Genomic DNA, 22,495 nt, shown 5'->3' with positions numbered 1-22,495 from the left:
GCAACGGCCACAGTCCAGCTACGTCAATACCGGCGGATTCCTGCACAACGCGGCACAATTCGACCCCGGCTTCTTCGGTATCTCCCCGAACGAGGCGCTGGTGATGGACCCGCAGCAGCGCCTGCTGCTCGAATCCACCTGGGAGGCCCTCGAACGCGCCGGAATCGATCCGAGTTCGTTGCGCGGCAGCCGGACCGGCGTGTTCGCGGGCATGATGTACCACGACTACGAGGCCAATGCGAACACCGGATCCATTGCCTCCGGTCGCATCTCGTATGTGTTCGGCCTGGAAGGCCCGGCCATGACGGTCGATACGGCCTGCTCCTCCTCGCTGGTGGCGCTGCATCTGGCACAGCAGGCGCTGCGGTCGGGCGAATGCTCCCTGGCCTTGGTTTCCGGTGTGGCGGTCATGGCGAGCCCCGATGCGTTCGTGGAATTCTCGCGACAGCGCGGGCTGTCCGCGGACGGCCGCTGCCGGTCCTTCGCCGGTAGTGCCGACGGCACAGCCTGGGCCGAGGGCTGCGGTGTGCTGGTGGTCGAGCGTTTGTCGGATGCGCGCCGTAATGGGCATCCGGTGCTGGCTGTGGTGGCTGGTTCCGCGGTGAATCAGGACGGTGCGTCCAATGGTTTGACCGCGCCGAATGGTCCTTCGCAGGAGCGGGTGATCCGGCAGGCGCTGGCCAATGCCGGGTTGTCGGGTGCGGAAGTGGATGTGATCGAAGGTCACGGCACCGGAACGACACTGGGCGATCCGATCGAGGCGCAAGCACTGCTGGCGACCTATGGTCAGGACAGGCCGGAGGGGCAGCCGTTGTGGCTGGGTTCGCTGAAGTCGAACTTCGGTCACGCTCAGGCCGCGGCGGGTGTCGGCGGCATCATCAAGATGGTCATGGCGCTGCGGCACGAAGTGATGCCGCGCACCCTGCATGTGGATGAGCCCTCACCGCATGTGGATTGGTCGGCGGGCGAGGTGCAACTGCTCACGGAGGAACGTGAGTGGCCGGTCAATGGCCATCCCCGTCGGGCGGGTGTGTCCTCGTTCGGTATCAGTGGCACCAACGCTCACGTCATCATCGAAGAAGCACCGGTCGATCCGTATCAGACCGCCACCGCGCCCATCGATGTACCGAAACTGCCAGTGCCGGTCGTGATCTCGGCGCGCTCAGCCGCCGCGCTCGCCGCACAGGCGGCGAAACTACAAGCACTACTGTCCGATTCGGCCGATCTGCGACCGGTCGACCTCGGAATCTCCGCGGCCGCACGCCCGGCCCACGCGCACCGCGCGGTGGTGGTCGGCACCGGAATCGACGAGCTGATCGACGGTCTGACCGCAGTCGCCGAGGATCGCACGCACGGCGCGGTGCTGCGCGGGCAGGCCCGGACCTCCGGCGGCCTGGGCTTCCTGTTCACCGGGCAGGGCAGTCAGCGTATCGGGATGGGGCGTGAGCTCTACCAGGGGTACCCGGCGTTCGCGGCGGCCTTCGACGCGGTTGTCGCGGAACTGGATTCGCATCTGGATCGGCCGCTGCGCGAAGTCGTGTGGGGCGCCGATCAGGAGCTGTTGAATCAGACCGGTTTCGCTCAGCCCGCCCTGTTCGCGCTCGAGGTGGCGTTGTACCGGTTGTTCGAATCCTGGGGTGTGCGACCGGATTACGTGGCCGGGCATTCGATCGGTGAACTGTCCGCCGCGCATGTGGCGGGTGTGTTGACGCTGTCGGATGCGGCTCGCTTGGTGGTGGCGCGTGGTCGTTTGATGCAGGCGTTGCCGACCGGTGGTGCGATGGTGGCGATTGCGGCCACCGAGGATGAAGTCGCGCCTCTGCTCACCGATTCGGTGTCCATCGCGGCGCTGAACGCGCCGGGTTCGGTCGTAGTCTCAGGCGTAGAGGAAGCGGTCCTCGCCTTGGCGGAATCGTTTGCGGTACAAGGCCGTAAGACGAACCGTCTGCGGGTGTCGCATGCGTTCCATTCGCTGTTGATGGAGCCGATGCTGGCCGAGTTCGCCGAGATCGCCGACCAGGTCACCTTCGCGGCACCGTCGATTCCGATGGTGTCGACAGTGACCGGAGCACCGGCCGACGAGCAGATCCAGACCCCGGAATACTGGGTGAACCAGGTGCGTGCCACCGTCCGATTCGCCGATGCGGCACGGACATTGAGTGCGGCCGGGGTGACTCGCTTCGTCGAGATCGGCCCCGACGCCGCACTGACCCCGATGACCGTCCAGTGCCTGGACACCGCCGAGGCGACCGTCGTCGCCACCCTTCGCAAGGACCGTGACGAGCCGACCGGTGTCGTCACCGCCCTGGCGCACCTGTCCGCACTCGGTGTCACCGTGGACTGGCCCGCCTTCTACCGCGACAGCGGCGCGACCCGAATCGACCTGCCCACCTACGCCTTCCAGCGCGAATACTTCTGGCTGTTGGACGAGGCGGCGGCGGCCGACGCTGCCGCGATGGGCCTGGACTCCATCGATCATCCGCTGCTCGGCGCGGTGGTGGCCACACCTGAGCACGACACCGTCGTGCTCACCGGTCGCCTCTCGCTGCACGCCCAGCCGTGGCTGGCCGACCACCGCGTCTTCGACACCATCCTGGTGCCCGGAACCGCCCTGGTGGAGTTGGTCATTCAGGCCGGCGACCAGGTCGGCTACCAGGCCGTCGAGGAGTTGATCCTGCGCGCACCGCTGGTGGTGCCCGCGGAGCGCGGCCGCCGGCTGCGCATTACCGTGGGCGCGGCCGACAATGGCCGCCGTGCGGTGGTCGTGCTTTCCCGCGCCGAAGCGGGCGACGACTGGCTGGTCCACGCCGAGGGCACCCTCACCGAATCCGCGCTGGACACCGAACCCCTGCTCGACTGGCCGCCCACCGGCGCGCAACCGATCCCCTTGGATGACGCGTACGCGCGGCTCGCCGAGCAGGGCTACCACTACGGACCGACCTTCCAGGGACTGCACGCGGCCTGGCAGCACGGGGACAGCATCTTCGCCGAGGTACTGCTGCCGCAGCAGGCGCACGCCGACGCCGCCCGCTTCGCCCTGCATCCCGCGCTGCTGGACGCGGCCTTGCATGCCTTGCGTTTCGGCGATACCGGCGATGACCGCACCCTGCTGCCGTTCTCCTGGTCCGGCATCAGCCTGGCCGCCCTCGGCGCCACCGCGCTGCGGGTCGCCGCGGTGCCGTCGGGACCGAATGCGGTGGCGCTCACCATCGCCGATGCGCAGGGCGCGCCGGTGGCCACGGTGCGGGCGCTGAACTCGCGCCCGGTCACCCCGGAGCAGTTGGGCGCACCCGCCGAGCAGCGGGACAGCGGCCTGTACGGCGTCGAATGGCAGACCCTTCCGGAGCGGCCCGCCGCGCCGGTCAGCCACGCGCAGTGGCCGATACCCGATTCCGATCCGATCCCCGATATCGTCGTGCTGCACACCACTCCGGGCACGGACGCCGAGAGCGTCCGGGCCGAGGCCCAGCACACGCTGGCGGTACTGCAATCCTGGTCGGTGGATGAGCGATTCACCGCCACCCGGCTGCTCGTCGTCACCCGAGGCGCGGTCGCCCCGGAGCCGGGCCACGCCGTCACCGATCTGGCCGGAGCCGGTGTCTGGGGCCTGATTCGCGCCGCGCAGCAGGAATTCCCGGACCGCGTGCTGGTCGCCGACGTAGACGGTGACCTCGATGTCGAGCGGGTAGTCGCCGCCGAGGAACCGCAACTCGCGGTGCGCGCCGGGACGTTCCACGTGCCGAGGCTGGTGCGGGCCGCCATCGAGGACGAAACAGCCTCCCCGGCCACCTCGTTCGCCCCCGGCGGGACCGTCCTGATCACCGGCGGCACCGGCATGCTCGGCCGCCTGATCGCCCGCCATCTGGTGACCGCACACGGCGTCCGGCACCTGATCCTGACCAGCCGCAGCGCCGAACCGGACCGGTACGCCGATCTGATCGCCGAACTCACCGACGCCGGTGCCCGGGTCACGGTGGCCGCCGCGGACGCCGCGGACCGTGCCGCCATGACCGAACTGCTGGCCGCGATTCCGCCGGAACATCCGCTGACCGGTGTGCTGCACCTGGCCGGCGTGCTCGACGACGGCATCATCACGGCCCTGACACCCGAACGACTGGAACGGGTCATGCGGCCCAAGGTCGACGCCGCCCTCACCCTGCACGAACTCACCGAACAGCTGAACCTGTCGGCCTTCGTCCTGTTCACCTCGGCCGCCGGGGTGATCGGCGGCGCGGGGCAGGGCAACTACGCCGCCGCCAATGCCGTCCTCGACGCCCTCGTCGGATATCGCCGCGCCCGCGGCCTGACCGCCCAATCGCTGGCCTGGGGACTCTGGGCCGACACCGCGGGCATGGCCGGTGACCTCGGCGACAGCGACCGAGCCCGGATGAGCCGCAATGGCGTGCAGCCGATGACCGCCGAACACGGCCTGGCCCTGTTCGACACCGCCGCCGCCTCCGGCGCGGGCACGCTGGTGCCGATCCGGCTCGACACCGCCGCACTCGCTCAGGCCGGTGCGGCCCTGCCGCCGCTGCTGCGGGCGCTGGTGCGAATTCCGCTGCGCCGCACGGCGTCCGGAGCCGCGGCGGCCACGCTGCGGGACCGGCTCTCCGCCCTGCCGGGCGACCGGCGGGTGAGCACCATCCTGGACCTGGTCCGGACCCAGGCCGCCCAGGTGCTCGGGCACCGCGGCACCGACCTGATCGAACCGGACCGGGCCTTCGGGGAACTCGGCTTCGACTCGTTGTCCGCTGTGGAATTCCGTAATGCCCTCGCCGCGGAGACCGGGCTGCGCCTGCCCGCGTCGCTGATCTTCGACTACCCCAGCGCGCGTGCCGTCGCCGCCCACGTCGTCGACGAAGTCTTCGGTGCCGCACCGGAAACCGTACTCACCTCCGGCGCGATCCCGGTGGACGAGCCGATGGCGATCGTCGGCATGGCCTGCCGGTACCCCGGTGGCGTCCGGGCCCCGGAAGAGCTGTGGCAGCTGGTCGCCGACGGTGTGGACGCCATCTCGGCGTTCCCCGACAACCGCGGTTGGGATCTCGAGCAGATCTACGATCCGGCCTCCGCCCGGCCGTTCACCAGCTACGTGAACGCCGGTGGCTTCCTGCACGAGGCCGCCGGATTCGATCCCGGCTTCTTCGGCATCTCCCCGAACGAAGCCCTGCTCATGGACCCGCAGCAGCGGCTGCTGCTGGAAACCACCTGGGAGGCCCTCGAACGCTCCGGCATCGACCCGGTGTCCTTGCGCGGCAGCCAGACCGGCGTGTTCGCGGGCATGATGTATCACGATTACGAGGCCAACGCGAACACCGGATCCATTGCCTCCGGTCGCATCTCGTACGTCTTCGGGCTCGAGGGCCCCGCCGTGACCGTCGACACCGCCTGCTCCTCCTCACTGGTGGCACTGCATCTGGCCGGTCAGGCGCTGCGCTCGGGCGAATGCTCACTGGCACTGGTCTCCGGTGTGGCGGTCATGGCCAGCCCCGACGCCTTCATCGAATTCTCCCGCCAACAGGGGCTTTCGCGGGACGGCCGCTGCCGCTCCTTCGCGGCGTCCGCCGCCGGCACCGCGTGGGCCGAGGGCTGCGGTGTGCTGGTGCTGGAACGACTGTCCGACGCCGAACGCAACGGCCACCCGATTCTCGCGGTGGTGCGTGGCTCGGCCATCAACCAGGACGGGGCCTCCAACGGCCTGACCGCGCCGAACGGACCGTCGCAGGAACGGGTGATCCGCAAGGCCCTGGCCAATGCCGGACTGTCCACCACCGACGTCGATGTCGTCGAGGCGCACGGCACCGGAACGACATTGGGCGACCCGATCGAGGCCCAGGCCCTGCTGGCCACCTACGGCCGCGACCGGGCCGCGGACCAGCCGCTGTGGCTCGGCTCGCTGAAATCGAATATCGGGCACGCGCAGGCCGCCGCCGGTGTGGCCGGTGTGATCAAGATGGTGATGGCCATGCGGCACGGCGTCCTGCCGCGCACGCTGCACGTGGACGAACCCTCACCCAAGGTCGACTGGACCGCCGGAGCGGTGCGACTGCTGACCGAGGCGCAGGACTGGCCGGTCAATGGTCATCCGCGCCGGGCCGGTGTCTCGGCCTTCGGGATCAGCGGCACCAACGCGCACGTGATCATCGAAGAACCGCCGGTGTCCGACCGCGGCGAGAGCACCGCGACGGAACCGAATACGCTGGTGCCACTGCTGGTTTCGGCGCGCTCCGCCCAGGCGCTGCCCGCGCAGGCGCAGCGGCTGCTGGATCTGCTCGACACCGGCACGCAGGTCCGGGCGATCGACCTCGGCTACTCCGCCGCCACCAGCCGCGCGGCGCACGCGCATCGCGCGGTGGTGCTGGGCGCGGACCGAGCCGAACTGATCGCCGGACTGTCGGCCGTGGCGCAGGAACGCCCGACGGCGAACGTGGTGACCGGCATCGCACGCGGCAGCGGCCGGGTGGGTGCGCTGTTCACCGGACAGGGCAGTCAGCGACTGGGTATGGGGAAGCAGTTGCACGCTTGCTTCCCTGCCTTTGCTACGGCATTCGATGCTGTTGTCGCCGAGCTGGATTCGCACCTGGACCGGTCCCTGCGCGAGATCGTGTGGGGTGAGGACGAAGACCTGTTGAACCAGACCGGTTTCGCTCAGCCCGCCCTGTTCGCGCTCGAGGTGGCGTTGTACCGGTTGTTCGAATCCTGGGGTGTGCGACCGGATTACGTGGCCGGGCATTCGATCGGTGAACTGTCCGCCGCGCATGTGGCGGGTGTGCTGACCCTCTCGGATGCGGCTCGGTTGGTGGTTGCGCGTGGTCGCTTGATGCAGGCGCTGCCGACCGGTGGTGCGATGGTCGCGATTGCGGCCACCGAAGACGAAGTCGCGCCGCTGCTAACCGATCTGGTGTCCATCGCGGCGTTGAACGCGCCGGGTTCGGTCGTCGTCTCGGGCTCGGAGGATGCGGTCCTGGCTTTGGCGGAATCGTTTGCGGTACAAGGCCGTAAGACGACTCGTTTGCGGGTGTCGCATGCGTTCCATTCGCTGTTGATGGAGCCGATGCTGGCCGAGTTCGCTGAGATCACCAACCAGGTCACCTTTACGGCACCGTCGATTCCGATCGTGTCAACAGTGACCGGCTCACTGGATGCCGAGGTGACCACCCCGGACTACTGGGTGAACCAGGTGCGTGCCACCGTCCGATTCGCCGATGCGGCGCGGACATTGAGTGCGGCCGGGGTGACTCGCTTCGTCGAGATCGGCCCCGACGCCGTTCTCACCGCCATGGCCGCCCAATCCGTCGACGCCGACTCCGCGGCCTTCGTATCCGGTTCGCGCAAGGACCGCGACGAAGCCCGCACCGCTCTCGGCGCGGTGGCAAACCTGCACACTCTCGGCGTCGCCATCGACTGGCCGGTCCTGTTCGCCGGTACCGATGCGACCCGTATCGACCTGCCCACCTACGCATTCCAGCGCGAGCACTTCTGGCTTCTCCCCGAACAGCCCGACGCCGACGCCGCCGCCATGGGGTTGGACACCGTCGATCATCCGCTCTTCGGCGCGGTCGTCCCGGCACCCGATTCGGGTGGTGTGGTGTTCACCGGCCGCCTGTCGGCGCGCACCCACCCGTGGCTGGCCGATCACCGCGTCGGTGACACCATCCTGCTGCCCGGCACGGGTTTCGTGGAACTGGCCGTGGAGGCCGGTCGCCGCACCGGCTGCGCGGTCCTGTCCGAGCTGACCCTGGCCGCGCCGCTGGTGCTGCCGGAACACGGCACGGCCGGGATTCAGATCCAGGTGGTTGTCGGGGGCCCGGATGCGACGGCCGGTCGCACGGTATCGATCTACTCGCGCGCCGAGGGCGGTGACGCCGGACTGCCGTGGCTGTTGCACGCCGAAGGCGCGCTCAGCAGCGCTATCGTGCTGCCGGTCGCTGCCGACACAGTGTGGCCACCAGCGGATTCCGAGCAGATCGACCTGACCGGAAACTACGCGGAATTGGCGGCCAACGGCTACGGCTATGGTCCGGCCTTCCAGGGCCTGCGGCGCGCCTGGCGCAACGGTGCCGAAGTGTCGGTGGAGGTGGAACTGCCCGAGGCGATCCGATCCGACGCCACGGCCTACGGCCTGCACCCGGCTCTGCTCGACGCCTGCCTGCACGGATTACGCTACGCGGCACCGGAATCGGAGGAGGAGGAGCAGCGCATGCTGCTGCCGTTCTCCTGGCACGGGGTCGCCGTGCACGCCGCCGGTGCGGACGCGGTGCGCGCCCGCCTGACCTGGCGCAGTGATACCGAAGTCGCGCTGACGCTCACCGACACGACCGGTGCCGCGGTGGCCTCGGTGGAATCGCTGGTGCTGCGGGAGGTTTCGCCCGAGCAGCTCAGTAGTGCCGGAGCGGGACCGGTCGATTCGCTCTACCAGCTGGCCTGGGTGCCGGTCGGCGGAATCGCCGCCGACGGCGTGACACCCACCGTCACCTGGGACCGCCTGGACGCCACCACGTCTCCGGAAGTCGTAGTCCTGGAGCCGGTTCCCGGCATGGACGCGGCCGCGGTGCACAGTGCCACCCACGCGGTACTGGCGGTCCTGCACCAGTGGTCCACGGAATCCCGCTTCGCCGATACGACATTGGTGGTCCGCACCCGCGGCGCGGTCGCCCCGCCGGGAACCGATATCACCGACCTGGCCGGTGCCGCCGTGTGGGGCCTGGTGCGCTCGGCGCAGTCCGAACAGCTCGGGCGCATCGTGCTGCTGGACACCGACGGCTCGGTCGACCTGTCGGCCGTGCTGGCCACCGGTGAACCGCAAATCCTGGTGCGGGACAACGCACTCCACGTGGGCAGGCTGACGCGAGTGCCCGCCGGGGGCGAGCCGCCCGCGGCGGAATTCGCCGATACCGGTGTGGTGCTGGTGACCGGCGCGACCGGCACCCTCGGCGGGGTCATCGCCCGGCACCTGGTCGCCCGCCACGGCGTGCGCCGGTTGCTGCTCACCAGCCGTCGCGGCGCGACCGCACCCGGAGCCGAGGAACTGCGGGACGAATTGACCGCCCTCGGTGCCGACGTCGAGTTCGCGGCCTGTGATACCGCCGACCGCGCGGCCCTGGCCGCGCTGCTCGACGGCGTCGACCTGGCCGGTGTCGTGCACGTCGCCGGTGTTCTCGACGACGGTGTGATCGCCGCCCTGACCCCGCAACGACTGGACACGGTGCTCACCGCCAAGGTCGATGCCGCCCTCAACCTGCACGAACTCACCCGCGACCGGAATCTGTCCGCCTTCGTCCTGTTCTCCTCGGCGGCGGGCGTTTTCGGTAACCCCGGCCAAGGCAACTACGCCGCCGCCAATGCGTTCCTGGACGCGCTGGCCCAGCACCGCCGCGCCCATGGCCTGCCCGCGCAGGCCCAGGCGTGGGGCCTGTGGGAAGACGAATCCGGCATGGGCGGAACTCTGAGCGACGGCGACCGGCAGCGCCTGCAGCGCACCGGCGTGCTGCCGCTGACCCGGGACTTCGGCCTCGCCCTCTTCGACGCCGCCACGACGACGAATGCGACCGCGCCCGTTGCGATCCGGTTCGACCTGAACGCGCTCACAACCAGCGAGGACGAGCCACCGGCGCTGCTGCGCGGCCTGGTGCGCCGCACCGCACGTCGTGGCCGCACCGACACCGCCGCCGCGGAGACACTGCGCCGCAGGCTGGCCGAGGTCACCGAGCCCGATCGGTCCGCGCTGCTCCTGGACCTGGTGTGCACGCACGCCGCACTGGTGCTCGGGCACAGCGGAGCACACGCCATCGAACCCGACCGCGCCTTCAGCGAACTGGGCTTCGATTCCCTGGCCGCCGTGGAGTTCCGCAACGAGGTCAATCGGGCCACCGGCCTGCGGCTGCCCCCGACGCTGATCTTCGACTACCCCAATGCCACCGTGTTGACCGCCAAACTCCAGGCGGAACTGGCACCGAACACCAACGGGCACACCGAATCCGGTACCGATCCCGAGCGGATACGACGGATCCTCGGCACCGTCTCGCTGGACCGGCTGCGTGCCGCCGGCCTGCTGGACGCCCTGCTGGAACTGGGCGCCTCGCCCGACGAACCGTCCGACATCGACGAACCGGCCGTCAGCGCCGAAGTCATCGATGACATGGACGCAGACAGTCTGATCGCCATGGCATTCGCCGGCCTGGATGCCGGTGATGCGAGCAACGAACGTGAGGGATTCGATGAGTGACACCGACGCCAAATTGATCGAGGCGCTACGGGCCTCACTCAAGGAGACGGAACGATTCCGCGGTGAGAACCGCAAACTGCTCGCCGCACAACGGGAGCCGATGGCCATCGTCGGCATGGCGTGCCGGTATCCGGGCGGGGTCACCTCGCCCGAGCAGCTGTGGCAGCTGGTGGCCGACGGCGTGGACGCCGTCTCGCCGCTGCCCGCCGACCGCGGCTGGGACCCGGAGGGCGTCTACGACCCGACCGGCGAGCGCCCGCACACCACCTATGTGAACCAGGGCGGATTCCTGCGGGACGCCGCCGGATTCGAACCCGCGTTCTTCGGCATCTCCCCGAACGAGGCCCTCATCATGGATCCCCAGCAGCGGCTGCTGCTGGAAACCTCCTGGGAGGCCCTCGAACGCGCGGGCATCGATCCGGCCACCCTGCGCGGCAGCCGGACCGGCGTCTTCGCGGGCATGATGTATCACGACTACGCGGCCAACAACAGCACCGGATCGGTGGCCTCGGGCCGGATCTCGTACGTGTTCGGACTGGAGGGCCCCTCCGTCACCGTCGACACCGCCTGCTCGTCGTCGCTGGTGGCGCTGCACCTCGCCGGTCAGGCCCTGCGGGCGGGGGAGTGCACCCTCGCCCTGGTCGGCGGCGTCGCGGTCATGGCGACACCCGAAGCGCTGATCGAATTCTCCAAGCAGAACGGCCTGTCCCGCGACGGCCGCTGCCGCTCCTTCGCCACGGCCGCCGACGGCACCGCCTGGGCCGAAGGCTGCGGCATGCTGGTCGTGGAACGACTCTCCGACGCCCGCCGCAACGGGCATCCGATCCTGGGCATCGTGCGCGGCAGCGCGGTCAACCAGGACGGCGCCTCCAACGGGCTCACCGCACCCAACGGCCCCTCGCAGGAGCGGGTGATCCGGCAGGCGCTCGAGGACGCGCGACTCTCCGCGGACCAGGTCGACCTGATCGAAGGCCACGGCACCGGAACCACTCTCGGCGACCCGATCGAGGCGCAGGCGCTGCTCGCCACCTACGGTCAGCAGCGGCCGGACGGGCAACCGCTATGGCTCGGCTCGCTCAAATCGAACTTCGGGCACGCCCAAGCCGCCGCGGGCGTCGGCGGCATCATCAAAATGGTCATGGCCCTGCGGCACCGGCTGATGCCGCGCACCCTGCATGTGGACGAACCCTCCAGCAATGTGGATTGGTCGGCGGGCGAGGTGCGCCTGCTGACCGAGCCGCGCGAATGGCCGGTCGGCGAGCGGGTTCGCCGCGCGGGGGTGTCCTCGTTCGGGATCAGCGGCACCAACGCGCACGTCATCATCGAAGAGCCACCGGCCGTGTCGAATCCGGCCGAGGCGGTGGGGCGAGACGTTCCCGCGGTCGCCTGGGTGCTGTCGGCCAAGTCGCCGGAGGCTCTGGCCGGGCAGGCGGAACAGCTTGCGGAACAGCTGGTTTCGGCTCCGGACACCGAACCGCTCGATATCGCGTACTCGCTGGTGACCACGCGAGCGGCGTTCGAGCGGCGTGCGGTCGTCGTGGGCAGCGAGCGGGGCGAACTGATCGCGGGACTGCACGCCCTCGCCCAGGGGCGTCCGGCGGCGAACGCGGTGACCGGCATCGCCCGCGGTAGTGGCCGGACCGGGTTCGTGTTCACCGGCCAGGGCAGTCAGCGTATCGGGATGGGGCGTGAGCTCTACCAGGGGTACCCGGCGTTCGCGGGGGCGTTCGACGCTGTTGTCGCGGAACTGGATTCGCACCTGGACCGGCCGCTGCGCGAGATCGTGTGGGGCGAAGACGAGGGTCTGTTGAATCAGACCGGTTTTGCTCAGCCCGCGTTGTTCGCGTTCGAAGTGGCGCTGTACCGCCTATTCGAATCCTGGGGTGTGCGACCAGATTTCGTGACCGGGCATTCGATCGGTGAACTGTCCGCCGCGCATGTGGCCGGTGTGCTCACTCTGTCCGATGCGGCTCGGTTGGTCGCTGCGCGTGGTCGTTTGATGCAGGCGTTGCCGACCGGTGGTGCGATGGTGGCGATTCAAGCCACCGAGGATGAAGTCGCGCCGCTGCTGACCGAGTCGGTGTCCATCGCGGCGTTGAACGCGCCGGGTTCGGTCGTCGTCTCGGGCGCGGAGGATGCGGTCCTGGCTTTAGCGGATTCGTTTGCGGTGCAAGGTCGTAAGACGAACCGCTTGCGGGTGTCGCATGCGTTCCATTCGCCGTTGATGGAGCCGATGCTCGCCGAGTTCGCCGAGATCGCTCGAGAGATTTCGTTCGCGGCACCGTCGATTCCGATGGTGTCGACCGTGACGGGCTCACTGGATGCCGAGGTCAGCACCCCGCAGTACTGGGTGGACCAGGTGCGCGCCACAGTCCGGTTCGCCGACACCGCAGCAGCATTGAGCGCATCCGGGGTGACCCGTTTCGTCGAGATCGGCCCGGACGCCGTGCTGACCGCCATGGCCGACCAGTCCGTCACCACCGAAGGCGCGACCTTCGTCGCCGCCCTCCGTAAGGGCCGTCCCGAACCGGCGACCGCCGTAGCGGCTCTGGGACGATTCCACGCCGCCGGCGGCCGCGTCGACTGGCCCGCCTACTACGCCGACACCGGCGCGACCCGAATCGACCTGCCCACCTACGCCTTCCAGCGCAGCCACTTCTGGCTGGACACCCTCGACTACCTGACCGAGTCCTGGCTGGCCGAGCACATCGGCAATGTCTCCGCCACGGGCGTGACCCCCGCCGAACACCCCCTGCTCGGCGCCATGATCCCGCTCCCGGATTCCGGCGGTGTGGTCCTGACCGGCCGCCTCGCCACCCACACCCACCCCTGGCTGGCCGACCACGAGGTACTCGGCAATATCCTGCTGCCCGGCACGGGTTTCGTCGAACTCGCCGTGCACGCGGGCGATCGGGTCGGCTGCACCGTGGTGGAGGAGCTCACCCTGCAGGCCCCGCTCATCCTGCCCGGCAAGGACTCCCGCCGCGGCGGTCGCTTCCTCCAGGTGGTCGTGGGCGCGGCGGACGACACCGGTCGCCGCCCGCTGCTGATCCGGTCCCGCCCGGACGACGACGAGGAGCAGTGGACCACCCACGCGCAGGGCATCCTGGCGCAGGGCCGGGTCGCCGCGCCCGAGCCACTGACCCAGTGGCCACCGGCGGGCGCGACCCGCATCGACATCGAGGGTGCGTACCCGGCGCTGCTGGCCGCCGGTTACGGCTACGGCCCGGTATTCCAGGCCCTGCGCGCGGCCTGGAAACGCGGCGACGAGGTATTCGGCGAGGTGGCACTGCCGGAACAGGCGCGCGCCGATGCCGCCGCCTTCGGCGTCCACCCGGCCCTGCTGGATTCCGCCATGCACGCCATGCTGGTGAATTCCGATGGCTCGCAGGAGCAGACGCTGCTGCCGTTCGCCTGGAACGGCGTCACCCTGCACGCCAGCGGTGCGGCCGCGGCCCGAGTCCGGATGGCTCCCGGCCCGAACGGCGGCACGACCCTGACCCTCGCCGATGAAACCGGTGCGCCGGTGCTGTCGGTCGAATCACTGCTCACCCGGCCGGTCTCGATCGAACAGCTCGACGCGGCCGAGGACGTCACCGCCAACGCCCTGTTCGCGCTCGCCTGGACTCGGCCGGTCGCCGCGGATCCGGAGGCCGAGGGCACCTGGGTCGTCGTGGGCGACAATACGATCGGCGCACCCGCCGCCGACACCTTCCCGGATCTGGCGGCGCTCACCGAAGCCATTGCCGCCGAGCGGATCCCGGCACCGGAGTGCGTCATCTGGTGCGCGCCGCTGCCGGTAACAGGTGAGCCCACTGTCCCCGAGCAGGTGACGGCCGTGACCACCGCGGTGCTGGATGTGCTGCAATCCTGGCTGGCCGCAGACGCTTTCGCCGACACCACCTTGGTGATCGCCACCCGCGGTGCGGTCTCGACCGCCGAGGGCGCCGATATCGCCCTGGCCCACGCCCCGGTATGGGGCCTGGTCCGGGCCGCCATCGCGGAGAACCCCGGCCGCTTCGCCCTGCTCGACCTCGACGACGACCCGGCCTCCCCGGCCGCCGTGCCCGCCGCGGCCCGATCGGCCGAACCGGAAACCGCGATCCGGGCCGGGGAAATCCTGGTGCCCCGCTTCGCCCGGCCCGGCGCGGCCACCGAGTTCACCCTGAATCCGGAAGGGACCGTGCTGATCACGGGTGGCACCGGCGGCCTCGGCGGCCTGCTGGCCCGGCACCTGGTCACCGCGCACGGCATTCGCTCGCTCGTACTGACCAGCCGCCGCGGCGCGGACGCGCCCGGCGCGGCCGAGCTGACGGCCGAATTGACCGCGCTCGGAGCCGAAGTCACGGTCGCCGCCTGCGATGTGGCCGACCGATCGGCGGTGGCCGCGGCCCTGACGCTGGTCCCGGCCGACCGGCCGCTCACCGGTATCGTGCATGCCGCCGGTCTGGCGGACAACGGCCTGGTCAGCGCCCTCACCCCGGACCGGTTGGCGGCCGTGCTGGCACCGAAGGTGGACGGTGCCTGGCATCTGCACGACCTGACCCGCGACCTCGACCTGGACGCCTTCGTCCTCATTTCCTCGGCCGGTGGCCTGGTGCTGGCCGCGGGCCAGGGCAATTACGCCGCCGCCAATGTCTTCCTCGACGCCCTGGCCACCCATCGCCGGGCCGCGGGCCTGGCGGCCACCTCGATGGCCTACGGACTGTGGGGCGTGGACGCCGGACTCGGCGCCATGCTCGGCGACGAGGACCTGATTCGCCTGCGCCGCATGGGTTTCCCCGCGCTCACCGAAGCCGAGGGCTTCGCCCTGTTCGACGCCGCGCTGGCGGCACCGGAAGCGGTGCTGGCGACGGTGCGGATCGATCCGACGGTGCTGCGCGCCAAACCGGAGTCGGTGCCGTGGCTGCTGCGCGGCATCGTGCGGGTGCCGATTCGCCGCACCGCGCGCTCGGGTGGCGGAGATGCACTGCGGGACAAGCTGTCCGGGCTCGACGACCGCGAACGCGCGGCGGCATTGCTGGATCTGGTCCGCTCGACCGTGGGCGCCGTACTGGGTCACTCGTCCGCCGAGGCGATCGAACCGGACCGTGCCTTCCAGGAACTCGGATTCGACTCGCTGTCCGCGGTGGAACTGCGCAACCAGTTGAATGACCTTACGGGTCTGCGACTTTCCCCGACCCTGGTCTTCGACTACCCGAACGCGACCGCGGTGGCCGACCATATCGGTGACCAGCTCACCGGCTTCGGAAGCGGTAAAGCCGCGGTGGCACACCAGCGTTCGGGCGACAACGAGCCGATCGCCATCGTCGCCATGGCCTGCCGTTACCCGGGCGGTGTCAGCTCGCCGGAGGGACTGTGGCAGCTGGTCACCGAGGGCACCGACGCGGTCGGGGACTTCCCCGGCAACCGCGGCTGGGATATCGCGGGCGTCTACGACCCCGAACCCGGCGTCCCGGGCAAGACCTACGCGCGCAGTGGCGGATTCCTCTACGACGCCACCGAATTCGATGCCGACTTCTTCGGCATCAGCCCGAACGAGGCGCTCATGATGGACCCGCAGCAGCGCCTGCTGCTGGAATCGTCCTGGGAGGCGCTCGAGCGCGCCGGAATCGACCCGGCCGCCCTGCGGGGCAGTTCGACCGGCGTGTTCGCCGGTGTCATGTACCACGACTACGCCCAGGGCCCGGGGGTCGCCACCAGCAGCGGTGGCAGCCTGGTCTCCGGCCGGATCTCCTACACCCTGGGCCTGGAAGGCCCGGCGGTCACGGTCGACACCGCCTGCTCATCGTCGCTGGTGGCGCTGCATCTGGCACAGCAGGCGCTGTGGTCGGGCGAATGCTCCCTGGCCTTGGCCGGTGGTGTGACAGTCATGTCCCAGCCGACCATGTTCATCGAATTCTCGCGCCAGCGCGGCCTGTCCGCGGACGGCCGCTGCCGGTCCTTCGCGGGCGGCGCGAACGGAACCGGCTGGGCCGAGGGCTGCGGTGTCCTGCTGCTGGAGCGGTTGTCGGATGCGCGGCGAAATGGGCATCCGGTGTTGGCAGTGGTGGCTGGTTCGGCTGTCAACCAGGACGGTGCGTCCAATGGTTTGACCGCGCCGAATGGTCCGTCGCAGGAGCGCGTGATCCGGCAGGCACTGGCCAATGCCGGATTGTCGGGTGCCGAGGTGGACGTGATCGAAGGTCACGGCACCGGAACGACACTGGGTGACCCAATCGAGGCGCAAGCGCTACTGGCGACCTACGGTCAGGACCGCCCACAGGGACAGCCGTTGTGGCTGGGTTCGCTGAAGTCCAACTTCGGTCACGCTCAGGCCGCTGCGGGTGTCGGCGGCATCATCAAGATGGTCATGGCGCTGCGGCACGAAGTGATGCCGTCCACCTTGCATGTGGATGAGCCCTCACCGCATGTGGATTGGTCGGCGGGCGAGGTGCAGCTGTTGACCGAGGCGCGAGAGTGGCCTGTCAATGGTCATCCGCGTCGGGCGGGTGTGTCCTCGTTCGGTATCAGTGGCACCAACGCCCACGTCATTATCGAAGAAGCACCGACCGGCCCGGCATTCCCGGAGCCCACCGCTGTTTCGCGCCCGCTGCCGGTGACCGCATGGGTGCTGTCCGGAAAGTCGAATGAGGGGCTCGCCGGACAAGCGGAACGCCTTGCCGCACACCTCGAATCGGCACCGGACAGCGATCCGGCCGATATCGGCTACACGCTCGCCACCGCCCGCGCGGTCTTCGAACAACGCGCCGTCATCGTCGGCGTCGACCGCTCGGAGTTGATCGCGGGCCTGCACGCCGTCGCCGAGGGCCGTTCGCTCGCCACCGTGGCCCGCGGGCAAGCCCGGCGCTCTGGCCCGCTCGCCTTCCTGTTCACCGGGCAGGGCAGCCAGCGGCTCGGAATGGGACGCGACTTGCATGCGGACTTCCCGGCCTTTGCCACAGCATTCGATGCTGTTGTCGCGGAACTGGATTCGCATCTGGACCGGCCGCTGCGCGAGATCGTGTGGGGCGAGGATGAAGACCTCCTGAACCAGACCGGTTACGCCCAGCCCGCGTTGTTCGCGGTCGAAGTGGCGCTGTACCGGTTGTTCGAATCCTGGGGTGTGCGACCGGATTACGTTGCCGGGCATTCGATCGGTGAGCTGGCTGCCGCGCATGTGGCCGGTGTGCTCGCTCTGTCGGATGCGGCCCGGCTGGTCGCCGCGCGTGGTCGTTTGATGCAGGCGTTGCCGACCGGTGGCGCGATGGTCGCGATTCAAGCCACCGAGGACGAGGTCGCTCCGCTGCTCTCCGAGTCGGTGTCGATCGCGGCGCTCAACGCGCCGGGTTCGGTCGTCGTCTCGGGCGCGGAGGATGCGGTTCTCGCTGTGGCGGAATCGTTTGCCGAGCAGGGTCGTAAGACGAATCGTCTGCGGGTGTCGCATGCGTTCCATTCGCCATTGATGGACCCGATGCTCGCCGACTTCGCCGAGATCGCCAACCAGATCACTTTCGCGGCACCGTCGATTCCGATGGTGTCGACGGTGACCGGCTCACTGGACACCGAGGTCGGCACTGCGGACTACTGGGTGAACCAGGTGCGTGCCACCGTCCGATTCGCCGACACGGCAACGGTATTGAACGACCAGGGCGTGACCCGATTCCTGGAGATCGGCCCCGACGCCGTTCTCACCGCCATGGCCGCCCAATCCATCGATGCCGACACCGCCCTGTTCACTCCGGCCCAGCGCCGCAACCACCCCGAATCCACCACCGTGGTCACGGCCGCCGCCCACCTCTACGCAGCCGGCGGCGAATTCGACTGGCAGACGTTCTACGCCACCTCGAACGCCCGGCTGATCCCCTTGCCCACCTACGCCTTCCAGCGCACCCACTACTGGGTCCCGGCCGCCCAGGACGCCCCCGACGCCGCCTCGGTCGGCCTCGGCGTCATCGATCACCCGCTGCTCGGCGCCGCCATCGCCGCCCCGGATTCCGACGCCATCGTGTGCACCGCCCGACTGTCGGCGCACACCCAGGCCTGGCTCACCGACCATCAGGTGTTCGACAATGTCCTGCTGCCCGGCACCGGTCTGGTCGAATTGGCCTTGCGTGCGGGCGATCAGGTCGGCTGCGGCGTCCTCGAGGAGCTCACCCTCGCCGCCCCGCTCGTCCTGCCCGATCCGGATGTCGCCGGAGCGGTCCAGGTGCAGGTGGTCGTCGGTGCGGGCGAGCCGTCCGGCAGCCGCGCGGTGAGCATCTACTCCCGCCCGGCCGATACCGACCTGCCGTGGACCCTGCACGCCGACGGCGTACTGGGGACCGCCACCGAGGAGGAACCGGCGGGCCTGCGGGACTGGCCGCCCGCCGACGCGACCAGTGTGGACGTCTCCGATGCTTACCCCCTGCTGCGCGAGCGCGGCTACGGCTACGGTCCGTCCTTCCAGGGCATGCGGAAACTGTGGCGCCGCGACAATGATCTGTTCCTGGAGGTCGAGCTGCCGGAACAGTCGCATGCGGAGGCCGCTCGTTTCGGCCTGCACCCGGCGCTGCTCGACGCCGCCATGCACGGCTTGAGTTTCGCGGTCCCGGACGGCGCCGAATCGGAGAATCGGACGCTGCTCCCGTTCTCCTGGCACGGCGTCACCCTGTTCAGCGAGGGCGCGACCGCACTGCGGGTGCACCTGACCTGGGTCGAGGACAATGCCCTCGCCATGACCGTCGCCGACCCGTCGGGCGACCCCGTGGCCAAGGTCGAACAGCTGATCCTGCGTGCGGTGTCTCCCGATCAGCTCGCCGCCGGGCGTGCCACCGGTCACGAACTGCTGTTCCGGCCGGAGTGGACGCCGCAGGCCGCGTCCGCGGTCGGCGTGGACACCAGCGGCTGGATCGGTATCGGCGACGGATTCGGTCTGGGCACAACGATTGTCGAGGACTTCGCCGAACTCGCCCGGTTCCCCGTCCCGGAGCTGGCCCTGTATCGGGTCCCTGCCCCGGCGACCGGTGACATTCCGGCCGATGTCCGTACCGCCGTGCACGCCACCCTCGCCGTCGTCCACGACTGGCTGGCCGACACCCGGTACGCCGCAGCGCGATTGGTCGTGGTGACCTCCGGGGCTGCCCCCGGCACCGCCGACATCGACCTGGGACAGGCCCCGGTGTGGGGTCTGCTGCGGGCCGCACAGGCGGAGAATCCGGACCGCTTCACCCTGCTCGATGTGGACGGCAGCGAAACCCCGGCCCTGCTCGTCGCGGCCGCCGCGCTCACCGAACCCGAGGTGATCATCCGCGACGGCGCGGTCGGCGTCCCGCGCCTGGTGCCCGAGCCGATCCCGGCCGACCCCGAATCTCCGTGGCACCCAGACCGAACCGTGCTGATCACCGGCGGTACCGGCGGCCTCGGCAGTATCGTGGCCCGCCACCTGGTCGAACACCACGGTGTCCGGCACGTGCTGCTGACCAGCCGCCGGGGCCTGACCGCCGAAGGAGCCGCCGAGCTCGTCGCGGATCTGGAAGCCGGGGGAGCCACGGTCACCGTCGCCGCCTGCGACGTGTCCGACCGCACCGCACTGACGGAGCTGCTCGCGAGCATCCCGGCCGCGCACCCGCTCACCGGCGTCGTGCACGCGGCCGGTACCGCCGACAACGGCCTGGTGGGCACCATGACACCGGAACGGCTCGACACCGCGCTGCATCCGAAAGCCGATGCGGCCTGGCATCTGCACGAACTCACGCAGCACCTGGATCTCACGGTGTTCACGCTGTTCTCCTCGGCCGGTGGTCAGGTGCTCGCGGCCGGTCAGTCCGGCTACGCGGTGGCCAATGTCTTCCTGGATGCGCTTGCCGCATACCGGCGTTCGCGTGGCCTGCCCGGCACCGCGCTGGCCTACGGCCTGTGGGGGGTGGACACCGGACTCAGTGGCTGGCTGGGCGAAGCCGATCTGCATCGCATGCGCCGACAGGGACTGCCCCCGCTGACCGCCGATGAGGGTCTGTCCATGTTCGATGCCGCCCCGTCCGCGGCCACGGCCGCGCTCACCGTGCTGCACGTGGACCGCACCGCCCTCGGCTCGACCGGCGTCCCGCACGCCTGGCTGCGCGGCCTGGTCACGGCCCGCCGCCGTCGCGCCGCTACCGGCCACGCCGACCCGGCCGCACTGCGCACCCGCCTCGCCGGTCTCGATGAAGCGGGCCGCGATGAGCTGATCCGAGATCTGGTGCTGCGCAGCGCCGCTCAGTTGCTCGGCCACGACAGCCCCGAAGCGGTGGATCCGGAGAAGGACTTCCTCGAAACCGGATTCGACTCGCTGGCCGCCATGGAACTGCGCAATAGTTTGAACGCGGCCACCGGCCTGCGCCTGTCCCCGATGGTGGTCTTCGACAGCAAGACACCGGCTCAGCTGGCGGACTACGTGCGCGATGAACTGGCCGCGGCCCCCGGTTCGGGTCAGCAGGCGCGCCCCGGCGCCCCGGCCCCGGCCAAGCGCGCCCCGGACACGCTCAGCGCGCTGTTCCGCGGCGCGATCATGGAGAACCGGGTGGCGGCGGCCTTCGAACTGCTGCGCGCGGTGACCAACCTGCGCCCGTCATTCCATGGCCTCGAGGATCTGGCGGAACTGCCCGCCGCGGTGACCTTGGCCGACGGCCCGGCCCGCCCGCGCCTGATCTGTATCTCCACTCCCATGGTCACCGGTGGTGTGCAGCAGTACGCACGCCTGGCCCGGCAGTTGAGCCCGCGTCCGATATCGGCCATTCCCACACCGGGTTTCGCGGCCGGCGACGCGGTCCCGGCGACCGCGGCGGCGGGCATCGCGGCCATTGCCGCGGCGGTGCACCGCACCGCCGGGGACGAGCCGTTCGTGCTGCTCGGCTATTCGTCCGGCGGCACCCTGGCCCATGCGGTCACCACCTGCCTGGAACAGGAATACGGAGTGTCCCCGGCCGGTGTGATCCTGCTCGACACCTTCAAGATCCACGACGGCGCGGGCCACAGCGTGCCCGCGCAGCAGTTGGCGGCGGGCCTGTTCGAGAAGGAGGACATGTTCGGCGGTTTCGACAGCGCCCGCCTGTCCGGTATGGGCTGCTGGTTCGAAATGCTGCCGGATCTGCGCCCCGGCGAAGTGCGCGCCCCGGTGCTGTTCGCGCAGTGCACCGAGTCCTTCTACGGCGACAACCCCGCCGCGGACCCGGAGGCGGCGACGTCCGGCACCGCCGCCAATTGGCAAGCGGCCCAATGGGATGACGCACACACGGTGGTTCCGGTGCAGGCCAACCACTTCACCATGATCGAGGAACGGGCGCATCTGACCGCCCGGGTGATCGACGACTGGCTCGCCGAACTCGAGAACGAAGGAAACCGATGACAAGGCGACCCGATCGCAAAGGCACCGTCCCGTTCGGCGACTACCAGACCTGGTTCCGGGTGACCGGAACCCTCGACGGCACGCGTCCGCCGCTGGTGATCGCCCACGGCGGGCCCGGCAGCACCCACGACTACCTCCGGAGCCTGGCCGATCTGGCCGAGCACGGCCACCCGGTGGTGCACTACGACCAGCTCGGCAACGGTGGCTCCACCCACCTGCCCGGCCGCGGCCCGGACTTCTGGACCCCCGGGCTGTTGCAGGCCGAGCTGGAGAACCTACTGACCCAGCTGGGCATCGCGAACGATTATGTGCTGCTGGGGCATTCGTGGGGTGGCCTGCTGGCCGCCGCGCACGCCGCCACCCGGCCACCGGGACTACGCGGGCTGATCATCGCGAATTCACCTGCCTCGTACGAACTGTGGCGCGAAGGCATCGCGGGGCTGCGCGCGGCGCTGCCCCCGGAGGTGGAGGCGACCCTGCGCCGGCACGAGGCCGCCGCCACCACCGACAGCGCCGAATATGCGCGGGCCGTCCGGGTTTTCGACAACCGGCACGTGTGCCGCGTCGATCCGCTACCGCACGATTTCGTGGCGACGCTGATGGAGATCCAAAACGATCCCACCGTCTACTTCACCATGAACGGGCCCAGCGAGTTCTACGTCAACGGCACACTGCGCGACCATTCGGTGGTCGACTGCCTGCCCGCCATCGCGGTGCCGACACTGGTGCTGTCGGGTCGTCACGACGAAGCCACCCCTATCGCGGTGCGGCCGTTCGCCGAATTGATTCCCGGCGCGCGCTGGGAGATTTTCGAAGAGTCCTCACATGTGCCGCATCTCGAGGAGCCGCAGCAATTCTCGCAGGTGCTGCTGGAATTTCTTGCCGGGGTGAACTCCGGTCATAAAACAGGAGTTTCGGTGCAGTAA

Annotated in this window: 3 protein-coding genes (1 of these 3 only partly in view); all 3 read left to right on the top strand. The window is 69.8% G+C overall.

Annotation, left to right across the window (positions count from 1 at the left end; all coding sequences use genetic code 11):
- Tightly spaced (each overlapping or abutting the next), the 3 genes in view from AB0N05_RS25475 to AB0N05_RS25465 form a layout consistent with a single transcriptional unit that may run on beyond the window.
- Positions 1–10,225 carry the 3' end of a type I polyketide synthase gene (locus AB0N05_RS25475; protein ID WP_364698347.1) on the top strand. 10,373 nt of this gene lie to the left of the window's left edge, so 10,225 of the gene's 20,598 nt are visible here — the last part of the coding sequence; its start codon lies off the left edge, out of view; it ends in the stop codon at positions 10,223–10,225.
- Positions 10,218–21,569 (top strand): type I polyketide synthase, encoded by an 11,352-nt coding sequence (locus AB0N05_RS25470; protein ID WP_364698346.1) that lies wholly within the window; start codon positions 10,218–10,220, stop codon positions 21,567–21,569. The genes AB0N05_RS25475 and AB0N05_RS25470 overlap by 8 nt, the downstream gene beginning before the upstream one ends.
- Positions 21,566–22,495, top strand: coding sequence for a proline iminopeptidase-family hydrolase (locus AB0N05_RS25465; protein WP_364698345.1), 930 nt, complete (start codon positions 21,566–21,568; stop codon positions 22,493–22,495). The genes AB0N05_RS25470 and AB0N05_RS25465 overlap by 4 nt, the downstream gene beginning before the upstream one ends.

The sequence above is a fragment of the Nocardia sp. NPDC051030 genome (assembly GCF_040683015.1).
Taxonomy (GTDB): domain Bacteria; phylum Actinomycetota; class Actinomycetes; order Mycobacteriales; family Mycobacteriaceae; genus Nocardia.
The sequence above is the reverse complement of the archived record's forward strand: the minus strand, read 5'-3'. Positions and strand labels throughout refer to the sequence as shown.

Coding starts and splice junctions, on each gene's coding strand:
- AB0N05_RS25465 (WP_364698345.1), top strand. CDS start 21,566: ATGACAAGGCGACCCGATCGCAAAGGCACCGTCCCGTTCGGCGACTAC.
- AB0N05_RS25470 (WP_364698346.1), top strand. CDS start 10,218: ATGAGTGACACCGACGCCAAATTGATCGAGGCGCTACGGGCCTCACTC.